We start from the raw sequence: 14258 nt of genomic DNA on the forward strand, positions 1-14258 counted from the left end.
TCTCTGATAGGACATGGTCCGCCGCATTCCTCCTGACAGGAGCCTGGATGGACTATTCGGAGTTCGACGACAGTGTCGGGAACCTCGACGAGGGAACCTACGCCGGTCTGCCGATCGTGTCCGTGTCCGAGAGGAAGGGCCAGAAGATCCCCGCCGCGGGCGAGGCGGCGTGGCGGATCTCGGTGACGTCCTACGAGAAGGTGGAGGCCTTCGAGGAGCAGTTCACCCTGTTCCTGGAGGAGGTGGACACCACCGAGGTGAAGGCGATCATCATCGGTCAGTCGCCGGACGCCGGCGACGGCAGCGAGGTGGTCGTCCGTTCGCTCGTGGACAACGCGCCCCGGCTCCCGGGGCTGCGCTCTCTCTTCCTCGGCGCGATCGATGAGTACCCGATCTCCTGGATTCGGCAGGGTGACATCGCCCCGCTGCTGGAGGCGTTCCCGCTTCTGGAGCGGCTGGAGATCAGGGGCGGCAGCGATCTGGGGCTGCGGCCGGTGCGCCACGAGAGCCTGAGGATCCTGCGGTTCGAGTCGGGCGGGCTCCCCGTCGAGGTGGTGCGCGGGGTGGGCGCGTGCGATCTGCCCGCGCTGGAGTATCTGGAGCTGTGGCTCGGCATGCTGGAGTACGGCGGCGACGCCACGGTGGCGGATTTGGAGCCGATCCTATCGGGGGAGCGGCTGCCGGCGTTGCGGCATCTGGGGCTGCAGGACAGCGAGATCCAGGATGAGATCGCGGCGGCGGTGGCCTCGGCGCCGGTGGTGGCGCGGCTGGAGTCGCTGGCGCTGTCGATGGGGATGCTGACCGACGCGGGTGCCGAGGCGCTGCTGTCCGGTCAGCCGCTGTCCCACCTCAAGCGGCTGGACCTGCACCATCATTTCCTGAGTGACACCATGATGGACCGGGTCCGCGACTCCCTGCCCGGAGTCGAGGTCGACCTGTCCGACCAGGAGGAGAGCAGAGGCGACCGGGGCTACGTGGCGGTGGCGGAGTGATCTCGCCGGTACCCGGAGCTGGACATTCGGAATGTCGGCAATCTCTGGTAGGACATGGTCCGTCGTATTTCGCCTGACAGGAGCCGGGATGGACCACACCGAGTTCAACGACCGCGTGAGCAGCCTTTCCGAGGGGAGCTACGCCGGTCTGCCGATCGCATCGGCGCCCGAGGAGGACGACGACGAGGAGCTCCCCGCCGCGGGTGAGGTGGCGTGGCGGATGGGGGTCGAGACCTACGACGCGGAAGAGAGCTTCGAGGAGCAGTTCGCCCGGTTCGTGGAGAAGGTGGACACCGCCGCGGTCAAGGCGATCATCATCGGCGGCTGGGAGGAGGCCTACGAGAACGACAGCTCCACGATCGTCCGGCTCCTGGCGGACAACGCCGGCCGCTTCCCGGCGCTGCGCTCGCTCTTCCTCGGCGCGATGCAGGGGGAGGAGTGCGAGATCTCCTGGATCCGGCAGAGTGACATCACACCGCTGCTGGAGGCGTTCCCGCTGCTGGAGCGGCTGGAGATCAGGGGCGGCAGCGATCTGGGGCTGCGGCCGGTGCGGCACGGGAACCTGAAGGTCCTGCGGTTCGAGACGGGAGGGCTCCCCGCCGGGGTGGTGCGCGCGGTGGGCGCGTGCGATCTGCCCGCGCTGGAGTATCTGGAGCTGTGGCTCGGGATCTCCGACTACGGCGGTGACGCCACCGTGGCCGACCTCGCCGGGATCCTCTCCGGGGAGAGGCTGCCCGCGCTGCGGCATCTGGGGCTGCAGGACAGCGAGATCCAGGACGAGATCGCCGCAGCGGTGGCCGCCGCCCCCATCGTCACCCGGCTGGAGTCCCTGTCCCTGTCGATGGGCTCACTGACCGACGAGGGCGCCGAGGCGCTGCTGTCCGGCCAGCCGCTGACCCACCTGAAGCGACTGGACCTGCACCACCACTATCTGAGCGACGCCCTGGTCGAGCGCGTCCGCAAGGCGCTGCCGGAGGCGGAGATCGACCTGTCGGACCAGGAGGACATCAGGAACGACTGGCGCTACGTCGCGGTGTCCGAATGATCCGCGCGGACGGCCGCGGTCACGTCGGCGGGAGAGCACGGACATGACCGAGAACGAGCCCGGCCGGCGTTTCTTCCCCGAGACCCTCTTCTACGACTACCGGACCGAGTACGCCGGGCTGAAGTTGATCGAGGTGGAGGAGGACGACGGGACGGAGACCGGGCCCGTCGCCTGGTCGATGTTCTACGACGGGGACATCGGTCCCACGGGCTGCGAGCACTTCCTGCGTCTTCCTCAGGTCGAGCGGGTCGGGGCGATGGTGGTCAGCGGATGGGGCGACCTCATCGAGGACACCGCCGAGGAGGTCGTCCGCTTCCTCGCGGACAACGCGCGGCGGCTGCCGAGCGTGCGATCGATCTTCCTGGGGGACATCCCTCAGGAGGTCGCGGAGATCTCCTGGATCCGGCAGACCGACATCACTCCGCTGCTGGAGGCGTATCCGCTGCTGGAACGCCTGGATGTCCGGGGTGGTGACGGTCTCGTCCTGCGGCCCGTCCGGCACGGGAACCTGAAGATGCTGCGGTTCGAGAGCGGCGGGCTGCCCGCCGAGGTGGTGCGGGCGGTCGGTGTCTCGGAGTTCCCCGCGCTGGAGTATCTGGAGCTGTGGCTCGGAGTCCCCTACTACGGCGGCGACGCCACCGTGGCCGACCTGGAGCCGATCCTGTCCGGCGAGCGGCTGCCCGCGCTGCGCCGCCTCGGCCTGCGCGACAGCGAGATCCAGGACGAGATCGCCGCGGCGGTGGCCGGGGCACCGGTTGTGGCCCGTCTGGAGGCGCTCAGCCTCGCGATGGGCACGCTGACCGACGAGGGCGCCGAGGCGTTGCTGTCCGGCCAGCCGCTGACCCACCTGCGGGTGCTCGACCTCCACCACAGTTTCCTGAGCGAGGCGATGATCGAGCGCATCCACGCGGCCCTGCCCATGGTCGAGGTCGACCTGGCAGCGTCCACGGACGACGGCGAGCGCTACGTCGCGGTGTCCGAATGAGAGCGGGTGAGGGGCACGTGCGGTGCCTTACGGCGGTGGCCGGATGAGTCCGCTGCTCGCGGTGGTCGGGACGATCGGGGATCGGCGGGTGACGATGTTCGCCGACGCCTGCGTCCGGTACGGCCTGCGCCCGCCGGAGGTGATCCCGTGGACGTCCGTGCTGCGGGGCGAGGAGATCGCGCCGGAGCCCGGGACGCTCGTGCGGATCGACTCGCCCGGGGAGGACGCCGAGGCCGACGCGCTGCTGCGCGGGCCCGGCGAGCCGTCCCGCGTCGGCGGGGGCGCGCGCTGGCACGCCGCGTTCACCGCCGGGATGGCGCGGGTCCGGGAGGTCGTGGAGCGCACGCCCGGGGCGGAGCTGCTCGGCGACGTCGATGAGATCGCGGTCATGTTCGACAAGCGGCTGTGCCACGCGCGGCTGACGGCGGCCGGGGTGCCGGTGCCGCCCGCGCTGCCCGGACCGGTCGAGGGGTACGACTCGTTGCGCGAGCAGATGGACCGGGCCGGATGGGGCCGGGTGTTCGTCAAACCCGCGCACGGTTCGTCGGCGTCCGGGGTGATCGCCCTGCACGCGGCCGGGCACCGGGTCCTGGCGGTGACGTCGGCGGAGCTGTCGGCGAGCGGCCTGCACAACTCGCTGCGGGTGCGCCGCTACGAGAACGAGGCCGACCTGCGAGTGATCGTCGACCGGCTGGCGGGGGACGGGTTGCACGTCGAGTGCTGGTTCCCCAAGGCGGGGTACGGCGGGCGCACGATCGACCTGCGGGTGGTCGTCGTGGACGGCGCGCCCACGCACGCGGTCGTCCGCGCCAGCCGTACCCCCATGACGAACCTGCACCTGGGCGGCGCGCGGGGCGACCTCGGCGAGGTCCGGGCCCGGCTGGGGGAGGAGGGCTGGGAGCGGGTGCTGGACGCCTGCGCCCGGGCCGCCGCGTGCTTCCCCGCGAGCCCGGCCGCCGGGGTCGACCTGATGATCGGCGTCGACTGGCGGTCGGTCGCGGTGGCCGAGGTCAACGCCTTCGGCGACCTCCTGCCCGGGCTGACGGGTTTCCCCGGGAGCGGCGCCGAGGACCTGGACACCTACGACACCCAGGTCCGGGCGATCCTGTCCCGCCGTACGACGGCGCCGGGCACCGCCGCACCCCCGCCCGCCGCACCGGCGCCGGGATCGGGGGACGTCTCGACGCGGGCGGGGGACGTGGACGCGGTTGCTTCGGGCGTGCCCCGGGGAACCGGAGCGCCGGGGGCGAGGGATGTGCCGATGCGGGGGCGGGTGTGATGCGGGCGGGGGATGTGGACGCTTTTTCCGGTGGTGGGGTGAGCGGGATGCGGGACATGAACGCGATCGTGGGGAGTCACGATCTGCTGTTGGTGACGCTGGACACGCTCCGTTACGACGTGGCCGACGACCTGGTGCGGGCGGGGCGGTTGCCGAGCCTGGCGCGGGCGTTGCCCGGGGGGAGGTGGGAGCGGCGGCACAGTCCGGGGAGCTTCACCTACGCCGCGCACGCCGCGATCCTGGCCGGGTTCCTGCCGACGCCGGTCGCGCCCGGGCCGCATCCCCGGCTCTTCGCCGCCACGTTCCCCGGTAGCGAGACCACGACCGGCGGGACGTGGGTGTTCGACGCGCCGGACCTGCCCGCCGGGCTGGCGAAGGCGGGCTACCACACGATCTGCGTCGGGGGCGTGGGCTTCTTCAACAAGCTGACCCCGCTCGGGTCGGCGCTGCCCGGGATGTTCGCCGAGAGCCACTGGGAGCGGGGGTTCGGCGTCACCTCGCCGACCTCGTTCGAGCAGCAGATCGCGTGCGCGGAACGGGCGGTCGCGCGGGCGAGGGCGGAGACGGGCGGGCCGGTGTTCCTGTTCGTCAACGTCGCGGCGCTGCACCAGCCGAACTGGTTCCACCTGCCCGGGGCGACCCGCGAGCACGGGGACAGCCGGGAGAGCCACGCCGCCGCGCTGGAGTATGTCGACCGGCACATCGGCAGGCTGTTCGCGCTGGTGAGTGCGGAGAGGGCGGGGTTCGCGATCGTCTGTTCTGATCACGGGACGGCCTATGGCGAAGATGGATATGTCGGGCATCGGATCGGCCACGAGGTGGTCTGGACGGTGCCCTACGGAGAGTTCGAACTGGAGCGGGGAGCGTGGCGGTGACTCCGAGGGCGGGGCGGACGCTGGAGATCGTGGAGACGGGCGCACGGGCCGGCGGGGCTCCGACCGCCGAGGCCGACAGGCGGGCTTCGGCCGTGACGGTCGCCGGGGCCGGTGGAAGGGAGCCGGACGGGCCCTCCGCGTCGAGCCCGTACCAGGGATACGTCTACGCCTACCCGCACAAGACGGCCTACCGGCCGCTGGACCCGCGTCCGTCGCTGCGGGAGGTGTGGGAGGGCGAGCCGCTCGGGAACCTCTTCCTCTACCTGCACATCCCGTTCTGCGAGATGCGCTGCGGCTTCTGCAACCTGTTCACCCGGACCGGCGCCCCCGAGGAGCTCGTCGCCGCCTACCTGGGCGCGCTGGAGCGGCAGGCGCACGCCGTACGGGACGCCCTGGACGGCCCGCGGTTCGTCACCGCCGCGATCGGCGGCGGCACGCCGACCTACCTGAGCGCGGCCGAGCTCACCCGGATGTTCGACCTCACCGAGCGGATCATGGGCGTGGACCTGCGCGCCGTACCCCTGTCGGTGGAGACCTCGCCCGCCACCGCGACCGCCGACCGGCTGGCGGTCCTGACCGAGCGGGGCACGACCCGGATCTCCATCGGCGTGCAGAGCTTCATCGACGCCGAGGCGCGGGCCGCGGTCCGGCCGCAGAAGCGGGCCGAGGTCGAGACGGCGCTCGGCCGGATCAGGGCGGCCGGGTTCGAGACGCTCAACATCGACCTGATCTACGGCATCGACGGGCAGACCGACGACTCGTGGCGCCACTCGCTGGACGCCGCGATGGAGTGGAAGCCCGAGGAGATCTACCTCTATCCGCTGTACGTGCGCCCGCTCACCGGTCTCGGCCGCCGGGCGCGCGACTGGGACGACCACCGGCTCGGCCTCTACCGGTACGGCCGCGACCATCTGCTGGCCGCCGGCTACGAGCAGGTGTCGATGCGGATGTTCCGGCTGCCGGGTACGGCGAGCGCCACCGAGTACTGCTGCCAGAGCGACGGCATGGTCGGCCTCGGCTGCGGGGCCCGCTCCTACACCTCCCGCCTGCACTACTCCTACGAGTACGCGGTCGGCGCCGGCCAGGTCCGCGCGATCATCGACGACTACGTACGGCTCACGCCGCGCGACTTCGAGGTGGCCAACGTCGGCTTCCGCCTGGACCCCGGGGAACGGCGCCGCCGTCACCTGATCCAGTCGTTGCTGCAGGCCGAGGGCCTCGACGTGGCCGCCTACCGGGAGCGTTTCGGCACCGAGGCCGCCGAGGACTTCGGCGCGGAGCTGGAGCGCCTGGCGGAGCGGGGCTGGCTGGAGCCGCCGGACCGCGCCGGGCACGCAAGCGCCCGGCTCCGGCTGACCGCCGAGGGGCTGGCCCATTCCGACGCGATCGGCCCGGCGATGTTCTCCGCCCCGGTCCGCGAGCTGATGGCCGCCTATGAAACCCGCTGAGCCCCGCGCCGCCGCGGCGTCCCCCGAGCTGCTCCAGATCGGCAGGAGGCCCGAGCATCCTGCGCATCCCGCGGGCGGGCATCCGGCGGACGACCCGGGGCACCTGACGATCCTCTACCGGGGGCCGCTGTCGAGCTGCGACTACGACTGCGCCTACTGCCCGTTCGCCAAACGGCGCGACAGCCCGGAGCGGCTGCGGGCCGACCGGGCGGCGCTGGAGCGCTTCACCGGCTGGGTGGCCGGGCGGGGACATCCGGTCTCGGTGCTGTTCACGCCGTGGGGTGAGGGGCTCGTCCGGTCGTGGTACCGCCGGGCGATGGTCGAGCTCAGCCATCTGCCGCACGTGCGCAGGGTGGCCATCCAGACCAACTTCAGCTGCCGCCCGGACTGGCTGGCCGAGGCGGACCTGGGCACGCTCGCCCTCTGGGTCACCTACCACCCCAGCCAGGTCACCTATGAGCGGTTCATGGACAGGTGCCGCGACCTGGTGGGCAGGGGAGTGCGGTTCAGCGTCGGGATCGTCGGCCTGCCCGAGCACCTGGACCACGCCCGCAGGCTCCGGGCCGGCCTGCCGGACGGGGTGTACCTGTGGGTGAACGCCGCCGAGGGGCACCTCTACACCGACGCCGAGGCCGCCGTCTGGACCGCGATCGACCCGCTGTTCCCCTACAGCCGCACCCCGCACCGCAGCGCGGGGCGGCCCTGTCGTACCGGCGACAGCGTCATCTCGGTGGACGGCGACGGCACCGTACGGCGCTGCCACTTCGTCCCCGCCGTGCTCGGCAACCTCTACGACGGAACGTTCCGTCGCCGGGCCCGGCCCTGCCCGCTGGCGGTGTGCGACTGCCACATCGGTTACGTCCATCTGGAGCCGACCGGTCTGTACGACGTCTTCGCCGGCGGCGTTTTGGAGCGCATTCCGAGCATTCTATGAAATTTCAGACATATTCTGACGAGGCATGAAATAAGAGCGGCTCCACGGCTGGAAGCAAGGCCGTGGAGCCGCTCTTGTATATGTGCTGCTCTCCAGAAGAGTCTTTCGGGTGGAGCCGCAGGCTCCGCGGGAAAGCGGGTTTCCGTCCTTGGGAACCCGCTTCCCCGAGTGGGGCGTCCGTTACGAGCGGGCGTACGCCCCGATGCCTCCCGGAGGAGGTCAGTTCTCGATGAACCCGAGGAGGGCGACGTCCAGCAGGTCGTTCAGGACGTTGTTCTCGTGGTTCTCGATGTAGGTGGAGCCCCCACCTCCACCGCCGTTGCCCCAGTCGCAGGAGGCCGCGGCAGGGCCGGCGAAGATCAGGCCGGCGAAGCCGGCGATTGCTGCACCGGCGAGAAAGCGGCGAATCATGGTTCTTCCTCCATGAAAGAGTGAATCATCGTTTGTTTCCAAGGCAGGCCATGTATGGCCGATTGCCCGTCGCTATGAACGATCTCACCTGTCTCGGAGATGACTCCAGCCGGTTTCTGTGATATCGGACCAAAAGGTGACGATGTTTTTTTGGAGGTTCCCGATGTTTTATCTGCCTCGCTGCGGGTTTCCGGGGGCTGCGGGCACGGACGGGAACGGAAGACCTCAGGTCTCGCGCTCGGGGCGGTAGTCGGCCTCGGACATGCCGAAGGTCCAGGCCACACCCTCGCGGGCGGTGCGGGTGGCGGGCGGGACGCGCAGCCAGTACTTCCGGAAGGTGCCGTCGGGCTCCGCGGTGGAGTTGACCACCTCGACCATCACCACCGGCTCGTCGCCGGGCAGGTCGATCCGCCACAGGATCCCCGTCTCGTCGCGGTGCAGCGGGGTCGCGCCGGACTCGGCGAGATAGCGGTCGTAGCCGAAGTGCTCGAGCATGACCCGGCGCAGCTCGGCGTTGTCCTCGGTGCGGATGCGCTCGGGCGTCAGCGTCGCCATGGAGAGGGCGAAGTCGGCCGGGACCGGCATGCCGCCCCAGGCGTGCAGCGCGAAGCCGTCGGGGAAGACCATGGCCGGGCCGCCGGCGCGGTGCAGGCGCGACAGCTCGTCGAGGTGCAGCTCGGCGGGACGCTCGCAGACGATCGCCACCCGCTCGAACGGCCACCACCAGCCCGCCGCCCGGGCCACCTGGACCAGTGCCTCCACCTCGGGCCTGTCCAGCGCGTCGAACAGCGACAGCCACGGGGCGTCCTGCTGGCCGAGCACGGCGTCCAGCGTCGAGGCGCGCAGCGCGACCCCGGCCGCCTCGGACTCCTCGGTCGCGGCGACGCCCCGGCGGATCTGCGTCACCAGGGCGTTGACCGGGTCCCAGAGCCGGCCCCCGGTCAGCGACCAGGCCACCGGCCACTCCACGGGGCCGAGCGAGGCGTGCACCTCGGCCCTGGCCCGCTCCCACGGCCGGGTGCGGACCTCCTCGCGCACCGATCGCCCGGCGCCCAGCGTGGTGATGGCCCGCGCTCCCGCGGCGGGCGAGTCGACCCAGATGATCTTCTCTGGCTCGGGCAGTCCGGCGCCGCGGTAGGCCAGCCGGATGCCCGCCTCGGCGCCGGGGCGGTCGGCGGGACCGGTCTGGAAGGCCACGTCCTCCCAGCGCCGCGCCGTCGCGGCGAGCACGTCGGCGAGTTCCATGGTGACGGTCATGTCGGCAGGCTCCTGTCGTGAGACGGGTGGTCGGCCCGTGAATCGGGCGGTCGGCTCGGGAGAGGGGCGGTCAGTCGGCGACGACGCGGAAGGCGCCGGGGACGTATTCGCGCTGGCGCTGCACGCGGTACCAGCCCTTGGGCAGGGAGATCGCGGCGTGTTCCTCGTGGACCACGCGTCCTCCGGAGGGGACGTGCAGGAAGTCGGGGTCCATCGGGCGCGGGGAGCGGACCAGGGTGCCGGGGCCGACCACGGCGTGGGCGTGGCCGGTGGCCTCACCCAGCGCCAGCACCAGCCGGCCGCGGGCGTCGCGCGGCGCGGAGGCGGCGGCCTGGACGGAGGCGGGGACGGCCTCTTCGGGAACGGGCACGATCAGGATGTCACCCTGTCGGTACATGGGTCGCTGGCTCCTCGGATCGGGGACTGACCGAGAAACTAGCCCCCGCCCCCGACATTTCCGCCCCGGCGCCGGCGCCGGTCCCGCGGAGCCGCCCGGCGGAAATCTCCACCCCGGCAGAACCGGGGACGGCGGAGTCTGCGATAGATCGAATGTGTACCGATTCCTCGCCAGACGCCGGGAGCCGCCCCCGATCGGCCCGGACAGCGACGACGCCGCGCTCCTGCTGGCCGTCGCCGCGGAGCGCACCGAGGCGCTGAAGATCCTGCACCGGCGGCACGCCCCCTGGCTCCGGGTACGGCTGGCCCGCCGCTGCGCCGACCCCGACCTCGTGGACGACGCGATCCAGGACGCCTTCGTCGCGATCTGGCGGGACGCGCACCGCTATCGCGCCTCCGAGGGCGACGCGGCGGCCTGGATCTGGACCATCGCCGTCCGCAGGCTGATCTCCCTGCTGCGCCGCTCCGGGGCCGCGCCGCGCACCACCCCGTTCGACGACGCCCACGCGCCGGAGGACCACCGCACCGCGTCCCCGCCGCACCCGGTCACCGAGTCCGCCGAGGACGCGGTCCTGGTCGGCGTGGAGCACGGCGACCTGGGGACCGCGCTGGCCCGGCTCTCCCCGGACCTGCGCGCCGCCGTCCAGGTCACCGTCCTCGACGGCCTCACCGTGCGCGAGGCCGCCCATCTCCTCGGGGTGCCGGAAGGCACCGTCAAGACCCGCGTCATGCGGGCGAAGGCCCAGCTCAGGGGGTTTCTCGCATGAGTACGACCTGGCATCTGCCCGACGAGCTGACCGAACGCTACGCGACCGGCCGCCTGGACCCCGCCCAGGTCATGTCGGTGGAGGCCCATCTCGCCCGGTGCGGGCGCTGCCGGGCGGCGGTGCCGTACGAGCCGGAGTGGCTCGCGGCGAGCTGGGAGCGGGTGGCGGACGTGGTGGACCGGCCCGCGCCCCGGCTCGCCGAACGGGTCCTGCACCGGTTCGGCGTCCCCGGGCACGTGGCGCGGCTGCTGTCGGCCACGCCCTCCCTCAGCCGGGCCTGGCTGGCGGCGCTGACCGCGGTGCTGGCCTTCGCGGTGGCCTGCGCCCGGCTCGTCCCCGGCGACGAGGATGTCCTGCTGGCCTTCCTGCTGGTGGCGCCGGTGCTGCCGGTGGCGGGCGTCGCGGTGGCCTACGGTCGCCACGTCGATCCGGTGCACGAGATCCAGGCCGCCACCCCGATGTCCGGACCGCGCCTGTTCCTGCTGCGCGCGGTCGCGGTGCTCGCCGTCGGGCTGGGGCTGACCGGCGGGGCGACGCTGCTGTTCCCCGGCCCGCTCGGGCCGAGCGCGGCCTGGCTGCTGCCCGCGCTGGTGCTCAGCCTCGGCCTGCTGGCGCTGTCCGGCCGCATCTCCCCGCTCCTGGCCGGGGCCGTCCTGGCCACCGGCTGGTTCGGCGCGGCGCTCATCTGCCACGCCGTCCTGAACGACCGCTTCCTGCCGTTCCACCCCGCGGCGCAGGCCCTGTACGGGGCCGCCGCGCTCGCTCTGCTTCCCCTCGTCTATCTGCGGCGCCGCCGCCTGGCCCCTGGAGAACCCCGTTGGACCCGACCCCAGTGGACACGACCGTAGCCGTCCGGGCGCTGACCAAGCGCTACGGCCGGAGCACCGTGCTCGACCGCGTCGATCTCGATCTCGGCCGCGGAGTGACCGGCCTGCTCGGCCCGAACGGCGCGGGCAAGACGACCCTGCTGCGCTGCCTGGCCACCACCCTGGCCCCCGACGGCGGCGAGATCAGGGCGTTCGGCCTGGATCCCGCCCACCGCGGGCAGCGCACCGGGCTCCGCCGCCGGCTGGGCTACCTGCCGCAGGATCCCGGCTTCTACCCGCACTTCACGGTCTTCGAGCTGGCCGACTACGTGGCGATCCTCAAAGAGCTGACCGACCGCGCCGAGCGCCACCGGGAGGTGCGCCGGGTGCTCGCCGAGGTGGACCTGGCCGACCGCGCCAGGACCCGGGTCCGGAAACTGTCCGGCGGCATGAAGCAGCGGCTCGCGCTGGCCCAGGCCCTGCTCGCCGATCCGGACCTGCTCATCCTCGACGAGCCCACGGTCGGCCTGGACCCCGAGCAGCGCATGCGGTTCCGGGCCCTGGTCTCACGGCTCGGCGAGAGCCGTACCGTGCTGCTGTCCACCCACCAGACCGAGGACGTGGCGGCCCTGTGCGAGCGGGTGGTCGTGATGAACGGCGGCCGGGTCGTGTTCGAGGGCACGCCCCGCGAGCTGGCCGGCGTCGCCGCCGGGCAGGTGTGGATCTCCGACGAGCCGCCGTCCGGGTCCGCGCTGTTCTGGCGGACGGCCGACGGGCGCTACCGGGCCCTGGGGGAGAACCCGCCGGGCGGGACGCCCGCCGTACCGGCGATCGAGGACGGCTACCTGCTGCTGCTCGGCGCGCCGGTGGAGGCGGTGGCATGAGTCTCATGACCGCTGCCCGTCCGGGGACGGCGCCGCCGGCGGGTTTCCGGTCGTTGTTCCGCTTCGAGGCCCGCAGGCTGCTGCGCGGCCCGCTGCTGTGGGGCGCCGCCGCGCTCTGCCTGGGCCTGCGGCTCTACGAGGCCTGGGAGTGGCTGCCCGACCTGAACGTCGAGCCGGTGAGCATGTCGGGGAGCATGCTGCTGCTCGCCGCGGCGGCGATGCTCGCGGCCAACCTCGCCGTCTCGCGGGACAGGCGCGGCGGCATGCCCGAGGCGCTGGGCGCGCTGCCCGGCCGGGCGGCGCGCCGGACCGGGGCCGCGACCGGCGCGGCCGTGGCCGTCGGGACCGGGATCGCCGCGCTGGTGATGGCCGTCTACCTGGCGGTCCGGCTGGCCACCGGACCGGCGGCGGGCGTCCTCGACCCCTACGAGGCACTGGCCGGAGTGCTGGCCGTGCCGTTCGCCGCGGCGCTCGGCGCGCTGCTGGGCCGGTGGGTGCCGTCGCTGGTCGCGGTGCCCGTGACGGCGTTCCTGCTGGCCTTCCTCACCTTCCTGAACAGCAACCAGAGCGGGTACGGGGACTGGTTCCTGCCGGTGGTGCCGTTCCACGGGCCGGACTGGCCGGCCCGGCCCTCGGGGCTGCACGCGGTCTACCTCGTGGCGGCGGTTGCGCTGTTCGCGACGGTGGCGCTGCTGCGGCACGGGGCCCGGCCGGTCCGGGTGGTCACGGCCCTGACCGCCGCGGCGGTCGCGGTTCCCGCGGGGGCCGTCGCGTCCGCCCGGGCCCCCGGCGCCGAGATCCGGGACTGGAGGACCATCGTGACCGGGAGGGCGATCTCCTCCGCGGACGCGCCCGCCTGGGTCCGCGAGCACTACGTGGGGCCGGATACCCGCAAGTGCGAGAAGCACGGGAGTGTGACCTACTGCGCCTTCCCGGGCTACGAGCCCTGGATCCCGCTCTGGGCGGCCGCGGTCGGCCCGGTGGCCGAGGCGCTGCCCCCGGCGGAACGGTCCGGCCTGCCGATCGTCCGGCAGTACACCGACTCCTGGTGGATGCACGAGGAGCACGACGAGCGGTTCATCGGGACCTTCATGGCGTGGGGCCGGGCCCAGGACGTCAACCACGGCGTCCTCGCCTCCCACCTCGTCGACCGGGTGACGGGTCTGCGCCCGCCGGGGCCGGAAGCGTGCGACGCCCGCGGTCAGGCCAGGACGGTCGTGGCGCTCTGGCTGCTCGGTCAGGCCGTCGCGCCGGAACCGGCGCGGGAGCGGGAGATCCTGCTCGGCACCTCCCATTTCGTGACCCAGCAGTCTCCGTTGGGCATGATCCGGTACGGCGCCGCAGAGCCGGGCTACGCCCGCAGGCTGCTGGCCTCGCCGCAGGCCCGGGAAAGGATCTGGGCCCACTGGGACACGCTGCTCAAGCCCGGTACGACGGTCGAGCAGGCCCTGCCGCTGCTCGGCCTGCGCCCCGAGTTCGCCGCCGAACCGGTGAAGGGGCAGCCGTGCTCGTGATCCTGCTCCTGCGGCCGGTGGCGCGGGCGGTCGACTGGGTCCCGCTCGTGGTCGCCGGGGCCCTCGCCCTGCTGCCGGTCTCCGTGATCAACGCGGGATCCGCGCTGGACCCGGGGATCTCCCTCATCCTGCTCAGGATGGCGGGGGTGCTGCTGGGCGTCGCCGCAGGGTTCGCCGTGGCCGACGCGATGGGCGCGAGCACGGCCGCGGATCCGGTGCCACGCGGGCTCCGCCACCGGATCCGCTGCGCGTTCGGCGGGCTGACCGCCGCGGCGTTCTGGGCGGCGGCCTGCGCGGTCGTGACGGCGCGGCTTCCCGAAGGCGGCACGCTCCCGGTGCCGGGGATGGCGGTGGAGGCGGCGGCCTGCGTGGCGGCCGGGCTGCTGGCCGCCTCGGTCGCCGGGCGCGCGTACCAGGGCAGGACGGTGGCCCTGGCCGGGATGAGCGGGCTGCTCGCGGTGGTCGCGGTCACCACGGTCCTGCGCGGGCCGTACCGGCCGTGGCTCCTGCCGGAGGAGGACACCTGGGACGCCGTGCACCACGGCTGGCTGGCCGCGCTGGTGCTCCTGCTCGTCGCGGCGGACCTGACAGGCCGGGGGCCGCGCCGTACCCGGTGAAGGACACAGCGGCGGGCCGGCCCGTCCACCTCAAGGAGGACAGGCCGG

Annotated in this window: 15 protein-coding genes; 12 read left to right on the forward strand and 3 right to left on the reverse strand. The window is 72.9% G+C overall.

Going from position 1 to position 14258, the window contains the following annotated elements:
* Window positions 1-47 precede the first annotated feature (47 nt).
* The 7 genes from Psi01_RS21225 (at window position 48) to Psi01_RS21255 (ending at window position 7558) form a co-directional block, all read left to right on the forward strand.
* Complete coding sequence (locus Psi01_RS21225; protein ID WP_204065796.1) at window positions 48-992, forward strand: STM4015 family protein; 945 nt, start codon at window positions 48-50, stop codon at window positions 990-992.
* Window positions 993-1080: 88 nt separating this feature from the next.
* On the forward strand, window positions 1081-2037 hold the full coding sequence (locus Psi01_RS21230; protein WP_204065797.1) for an STM4015 family protein: 957 nt from the start codon (window positions 1081-1083) through the stop codon (window positions 2035-2037).
* Between the two features lie 43 nt (window positions 2038-2080).
* On the forward strand, window positions 2081-3022 hold the full coding sequence (locus Psi01_RS21235) for an STM4015 family protein (protein WP_204065798.1): 942 nt from the start codon (window positions 2081-2083) through the stop codon (window positions 3020-3022).
* Window positions 3023-3065: 43 nt separating this feature from the next.
* Window positions 3066-4301, forward strand: a complete 1236-nt coding sequence (locus Psi01_RS21240; RefSeq protein ID WP_204065799.1) for an STM4014 family protein — start codon at window positions 3066-3068, stop codon at window positions 4299-4301.
* 56 nt (window positions 4302-4357) lie between these two features.
* Window positions 4358-5176: an STM4013/SEN3800 family hydrolase gene (locus Psi01_RS21245; protein WP_204065800.1), complete on the forward strand. Its 819-nt coding sequence runs from the start codon at window positions 4358-4360 to the stop codon at window positions 5174-5176.
* A gap of 92 nt (window positions 5177-5268) precedes the next feature.
* Window positions 5269-6624, forward strand: a complete 1356-nt coding sequence (locus Psi01_RS21250; RefSeq protein WP_239127899.1) for an STM4012 family radical SAM protein — start codon at window positions 5269-5271, stop codon at window positions 6622-6624.
* Window positions 6611-7558, forward strand: a complete 948-nt coding sequence (locus Psi01_RS21255) for an STM4011 family radical SAM protein (RefSeq protein WP_204065802.1) — start codon at window positions 6611-6613, stop codon at window positions 7556-7558. The genes Psi01_RS21250 and Psi01_RS21255 overlap by 14 nt, the downstream gene beginning before the upstream one ends.
* A 219-nt stretch (window positions 7559-7777) precedes the next feature.
* Here the strand turns inward: Psi01_RS21255 and Psi01_RS21260 are convergent, their stop codons facing one another.
* The 3 genes from Psi01_RS21260 to Psi01_RS21270 form a co-directional block, all read right to left on the reverse strand.
* Window positions 7778-7969: a hypothetical protein gene (locus tag Psi01_RS21260; RefSeq protein ID WP_204065803.1), complete on the reverse strand. Its 192-nt coding sequence runs from the start codon at window positions 7967-7969 to the stop codon at window positions 7778-7780.
* A gap of 225 nt (window positions 7970-8194) precedes the next feature.
* Window positions 8195-9226 (reverse strand): DUF6745 domain-containing protein, encoded by a 1032-nt coding sequence (locus Psi01_RS21265; protein ID WP_204065804.1) that lies wholly within the window; start codon window positions 9224-9226, stop codon window positions 8195-8197.
* A 70-nt stretch (window positions 9227-9296) separates the two neighbouring features.
* Window positions 9297-9623, reverse strand: coding sequence for a DUF8820 family protein (locus Psi01_RS21270; protein WP_204065805.1), 327 nt, complete (start codon window positions 9621-9623; stop codon window positions 9297-9299).
* 154 nt (window positions 9624-9777) lie between these two features.
* On the opposite strand from Psi01_RS21270, the gene Psi01_RS21275 reads away from it, so the two are divergent.
* Genes Psi01_RS21275 through Psi01_RS21295 form a run of 5 tightly spaced genes read left to right on the forward strand, consistent with a single transcriptional unit; the run spans window position 9778 to window position 14210 of the window.
* Window positions 9778-10389 (forward strand): RNA polymerase sigma factor, encoded by a 612-nt coding sequence (locus Psi01_RS21275; protein WP_239127894.1) that lies wholly within the window; start codon window positions 9778-9780, stop codon window positions 10387-10389.
* Window positions 10386-11237: a zf-HC2 domain-containing protein gene (locus Psi01_RS21280; protein WP_204065807.1), complete on the forward strand. Its 852-nt coding sequence runs from the start codon at window positions 10386-10388 to the stop codon at window positions 11235-11237. Before Psi01_RS21275 ends, Psi01_RS21280 begins: the two co-directional genes overlap by 4 nt.
* Window positions 11207-12079 carry an ATP-binding cassette domain-containing protein gene (locus Psi01_RS21285; RefSeq protein ID WP_373872507.1) on the forward strand — a complete coding sequence of 291 codons (873 nt, stop codon included), beginning with the start codon at window positions 11207-11209 and terminating at the stop codon, window positions 12077-12079. The genes Psi01_RS21280 and Psi01_RS21285 overlap by 31 nt, the downstream gene beginning before the upstream one ends.
* The gene (locus tag Psi01_RS21290; protein WP_204065808.1) at window positions 12076-13593 is read left to right on the forward strand and encodes a hypothetical protein; all 1518 of its coding nucleotides are present in this window, start codon (window positions 12076-12078) and stop codon (window positions 13591-13593) included. Before Psi01_RS21285 ends, Psi01_RS21290 begins: the two co-directional genes overlap by 4 nt.
* Window positions 13584-14210 (forward strand): hypothetical protein, encoded by a 627-nt coding sequence (locus Psi01_RS21295; RefSeq protein ID WP_204065809.1) that lies wholly within the window; start codon window positions 13584-13586, stop codon window positions 14208-14210. The genes Psi01_RS21290 and Psi01_RS21295 overlap by 10 nt, the downstream gene beginning before the upstream one ends.
* Window positions 14211-14258 lie beyond the last annotated feature (48 nt).

The sequence above is a fragment of the Paraplanobispora siamensis genome, assembly GCF_016863175.1.
Taxonomy (GTDB): domain Bacteria; phylum Actinomycetota; class Actinomycetes; order Streptosporangiales; family Streptosporangiaceae; genus Planobispora; species Planobispora siamensis.

Coding starts and splice junctions, on each gene's coding strand:
- Psi01_RS21235 (WP_204065798.1), top strand. CDS start 2,081: ATGACCGAGAACGAGCCCGGCCGGCGTTTCTTCCCCGAGACCCTCTTC.
- Psi01_RS21245 (WP_204065800.1), top strand. CDS start 4,358: ATGAACGCGATCGTGGGGAGTCACGATCTGCTGTTGGTGACGCTGGAC.
- Psi01_RS21255 (WP_204065802.1), top strand. CDS start 6,611: ATGAAACCCGCTGAGCCCCGCGCCGCCGCGGCGTCCCCCGAGCTGCTC.
- Psi01_RS21265 (WP_204065804.1), bottom strand. CDS start 9,226: ATGACCGTCACCATGGAACTCGCCGACGTGCTCGCCGCGACGGCGCGG.
- Psi01_RS21260 (WP_204065803.1), bottom strand. CDS start 7,969: ATGATTCGCCGCTTTCTCGCCGGTGCAGCAATCGCCGGCTTCGCCGGC.
- Psi01_RS21240 (WP_204065799.1), top strand. CDS start 3,066: ATGAGTCCGCTGCTCGCGGTGGTCGGGACGATCGGGGATCGGCGGGTG.
- Psi01_RS21280 (WP_204065807.1), top strand. CDS start 10,386: ATGAGTACGACCTGGCATCTGCCCGACGAGCTGACCGAACGCTACGCG.
- Psi01_RS21230 (WP_204065797.1), top strand. CDS start 1,081: ATGGACCACACCGAGTTCAACGACCGCGTGAGCAGCCTTTCCGAGGGG.
- Psi01_RS21290 (WP_204065808.1), top strand. CDS start 12,076: ATGAGTCTCATGACCGCTGCCCGTCCGGGGACGGCGCCGCCGGCGGGT.
- Psi01_RS21225 (WP_204065796.1), top strand. CDS start 48: ATGGACTATTCGGAGTTCGACGACAGTGTCGGGAACCTCGACGAGGGA.
- Psi01_RS21270 (WP_204065805.1), bottom strand. CDS start 9,623: ATGTACCGACAGGGTGACATCCTGATCGTGCCCGTTCCCGAAGAGGCC.